Source organism: Trebonia sp. (genome assembly GCF_049794275.1).
Classification (GTDB): Bacteria; Actinomycetota; Actinomycetes; order Streptosporangiales; family Streptosporangiaceae; genus Trebonia.
This window is the reverse complement of record NZ_JBARCR010000384.1, coordinates 1-3251: the sequence shown is the minus strand read 5'-3', so window position 1 is coordinate 3251 and position 3251 is coordinate 1. Positions and strand designations below refer to the sequence as shown.

The 3251-nt window shown below is 70.5% G+C and carries 4 protein-coding genes; all 4 read left to right on the top strand.

The features are described 5' to 3' along the window. Window positions 1-271: 271 nt before the first annotated feature. A complete protein-coding gene (locus WA805_RS10475; protein WP_422288013.1) occupies window positions 272-415 on the top strand; it encodes a hypothetical protein in 144 nt (47 codons plus the stop codon). Window positions 416-520: 105 nt separating this feature from the next. After that, window positions 521-1198 carry a uracil-DNA glycosylase gene (locus WA805_RS10470; RefSeq protein WP_422272920.1) on the top strand — a complete coding sequence of 226 codons (678 nt, stop codon included), beginning with the start codon at window positions 521-523 and terminating at the stop codon, window positions 1196-1198. A gap of 81 nt (window positions 1199-1279) precedes the next feature. Further along, the gene (locus WA805_RS10465) at window positions 1280-2560 is read left to right on the top strand and encodes a glycosyltransferase 87 family protein (protein WP_422325560.1); all 1281 of its coding nucleotides are present in this window, start codon (window positions 1280-1282) and stop codon (window positions 2558-2560) included. Window positions 2561-2638: 78 nt separating this feature from the next. Then, window positions 2639-3251, top strand: a 613-nt coding sequence (locus WA805_RS10460) for an AAA family ATPase (RefSeq protein ID WP_425242242.1), incomplete at its 3' end; no start/stop codon positions are given.

Sequence of the window (3251 nt, the reverse complement as noted above, 5' to 3'; positions counted from 1 at the left end):
ACGTCGCTGAGCTGCCGTGCCAGGGCCGACTTGCCCGCGCCGCCCCGGCCGAGGATGACCACTCGTCGCACGCCATCATGATGCCCGCCGCGCCGCAGCCGCCTGGCATGTCCGGTGAGACTGCCCTAGCCAACCCCCGAAGAAATCAACGTCATCCGCCTGGCCTGGGAAGACCTCGCGGCATAACCGCGAAAGTCGAGTTGATAGGTTCAAGGGCCAATCTGGAAACCAGGCAGAGGAAGAGCAGCAGGGCGGTCCCCAGGATTCCGGCATGGGCGGCTACCAGGACCCCAACCAGCCCGGCTACCAAGACCCCACGCAGGGCGGTTACCAGAACCAGAACCAGAACCAGGGCGACCAGAGCGGCTACGACCCCAACCAGGATCAGTACGGGGACCAGAACCAGGGCCAGTAAGCCAGCCAGTACCACGTGACGAGGCTGCCCGGCGGACGCCCGCCGGGCAGCCCCAACCGCGCTGCGTTGCTTTCGCCCCGCGCGCATGGGCATTAGAGTTCGGCCATGCCTGAGCCGTTGTCCACCATTGTCGAAGCGGGCTGGGCCGAGGCCCTTGAGCCAGTAGCGGACCAGATCGCGCGGATGGGCGATTTCCTGCGCGAGCAGGTCAAAAGCGGCAAAAAATACCTTCCCGCCGGCGACCTCGTGCTGAGGGCGTTCAAGCAGCCGTTCGCCGACGTCAAGGTGCTGATCGTCGGCCAGGATCCGTACCCGACGCCCGGACACCCAGTGGGCCTCAGCTTCTCAGTAGCGCCCAGCGTCAAGCGGCTGCCCGGCAGCCTGGTCAACATCTTCCGCGAGTACTCCGACGACCTCGGCTACCCGGCCCCCGCCACCGGCGACCTCACCCCCTGGGCCGAACGCGGCGTGCTCCTCCTGAACAGAGTCCTCACCGTCGAACCTGGCAAGCCAGGCTCGCACCGCGGCAAGGGCTGGGAAGAGGTCACCGAACAGGCGATCCGCGCGCTGGCGGCCAGGGACAAGCCGCTCGTCGCGATCCTGTGGGGCCGCGACGCCCGCAACACAGCCGCATTCCTCGGGCCGAAGGTCCCCCGCATCGAGTCGGCGCACCCGAGCCCCATGTCCGCTAACAGCGGATTTTTTGGCACGCACCCGTTCAGCCGGGCCAACCAGCTCCTGCAGCGGCAGAATGCCGAGCCCATCGACTGGAAGCTGCCCTAGCCAGGCCGCCGGAACTCCCCCGCGAGGAGTACGCACTACGGCCGATGCGCGGGGCTGGCGGTCACTTTACCGTTCTGGAGCATGGATACTGGATGGGTGGCAGGGGCAAGTGCCGCCCAGCCAACGGGGCTGGGATCCGAGCATGCGGTATGGCCAGGGCGCCGCGTGGTCGCGGCGTGCTTTGCCGCGTTTACTGTCTACGCCGCCGCGATGGTGTTCACCGGGCACGCTGACGGCACGTGGGCCGTCTGGGCCTTCGGCGGCTACGCGATCGCGACCATGCTGATGCTGGCCACCAGGAGCTGGGTGCTGCCGCTCGCCGTGGCGCTGGGCGGCGCGCTGGTGGCGCCGCTGGTGTGGCTGATGACCAGGACGGCGGCGACGGCGGAGGTGCTCGTCATCGGCCGCGCCGCCGATCATGTCCTGAAATACGGCACGCCCTACCTTCCGCCTGGCCAGCTCACCGGCTGGAAGGCGTACAACCCGTACCTGCCCCTGATGGACGTCTTCGGCCTGCCGCGCGCGGTCGGCATCCACGGGGTGCTCGGCGACACGCGGATCTGGGTCACGATCACCACGATTGTGCTGATCGCCGCCGCCTTCGTGGTCGCCTCGCCGCACCGGTTGCGTGACTGCCCGCACTGCCGCACTCGCATCGCGGGGGCGACCGCGCTCGCCGTCGCCTCCCCGGTGATCGCCTTCCCGCTGGCGCTTGGCGTCACCGACCCGCCGGTCATCGCGCTGACCTGCCTGGCGCTGGCCTGGGCGGACCGCGGCAAGGTGGTCAGGGCCGCCATTGTGCTCGCGGCCGCCTGCGCGATGAAGACCACGGCGTGGGCCGCGGTCCCGGTGCTCGCGATCATGGCGTGGGTCCAGTACGCTCCGCGCGCCGCGGCGAGGTTCAGCGCGACCGCGCTGGCCGCCACCGGTGTTCTGGTGCTGCTCGCGGCGCCGGAGGCGATGGCCACGTCGACCGACGTCAAGGCCGTCAAGGACAACCTGGTCGACTTCCCGCTCGGCCTCACCAAGCACAAGACCCCCGCGGCGAGTCCGCTGCCCGGCCACCTGATCGCCGGCCTGGGCACCGTCGGGCATGACACGGTGGTGGTGCTGATGGTGGCGGCCGCCGTGGCGTTCACGGCCTGGATCCTGCTCCGTCCCCCGCGCGACGCCCGTGCCGTCGCGTGGCGCCTCGCGGTCGGCTACGCGGTCATGTTCGTCCTGGACCCGTCGACGCGGTTCGGGTACTTCGCCTACCCGCTCGCGCTGCTCGGCTGGCTGGCGCTGACTAAGAACAGTTCTCCGGAACGTACGGTGCCTCCGCCACAGGGCCAGTTGCTCGTCTCCGAGGCAGCAACCTGACACTGTCGCTAATCCGCAACGCCATATTCCGGCAGGCGCGGTAGCGTCCCCTCCGGCCACTGCTTACTATCACGAGGCATGGTGCGTGCCGAGGAGCCGACCGCAGGCCCGCTGCTCGAGCGGGCGGCGGAAGCAGCCGCGATCGACGCCGCGATCGACGCGGCGGTCGCGGGCTCCGGCTCGGTGCTCCTCGTGGAAGGCGCCGCCGGGATCGGGAAGACGCGGCTGCTGGCGCACGCGTGCGACCGCGCGGCCGCCGCCGGGATGACGGTCTTGACCGCGCGGGCCGCCGAATACGAGGACGGCTACGCCTGGGGCGTCGTCACGCAGCTGTTCGATAGTGAGCTGCGCAGTTCTTCCGGCGGGACGCGGGAGGACGCGGCCACGCTGGCGGCCCGGGCGCTGATCCAGCCGGAGCGGCCGCGCGACGAGGACGCCTACGCGGTGCTGCACGGCCTGTACTGGCTGACCGCGGACATCGCGCAGCGGGCGCCGCTGCTGCTGGCCATCGACGACCTGCAGTGGGCCGACCCGCCGTCCCAGCGGTTCCTCGCCCACCTGGCGCGGCGGCTCGGTGACCTGCGCGTGCTGCTGGCCGTCACCGTGCGCGAGCCACGCTCTGCGACCGTCCAGGACAAGGCGCTGACCGCCGCCCTGGCCGCCGAGCCCGGTGTGCTGACGGTTCGTCCGG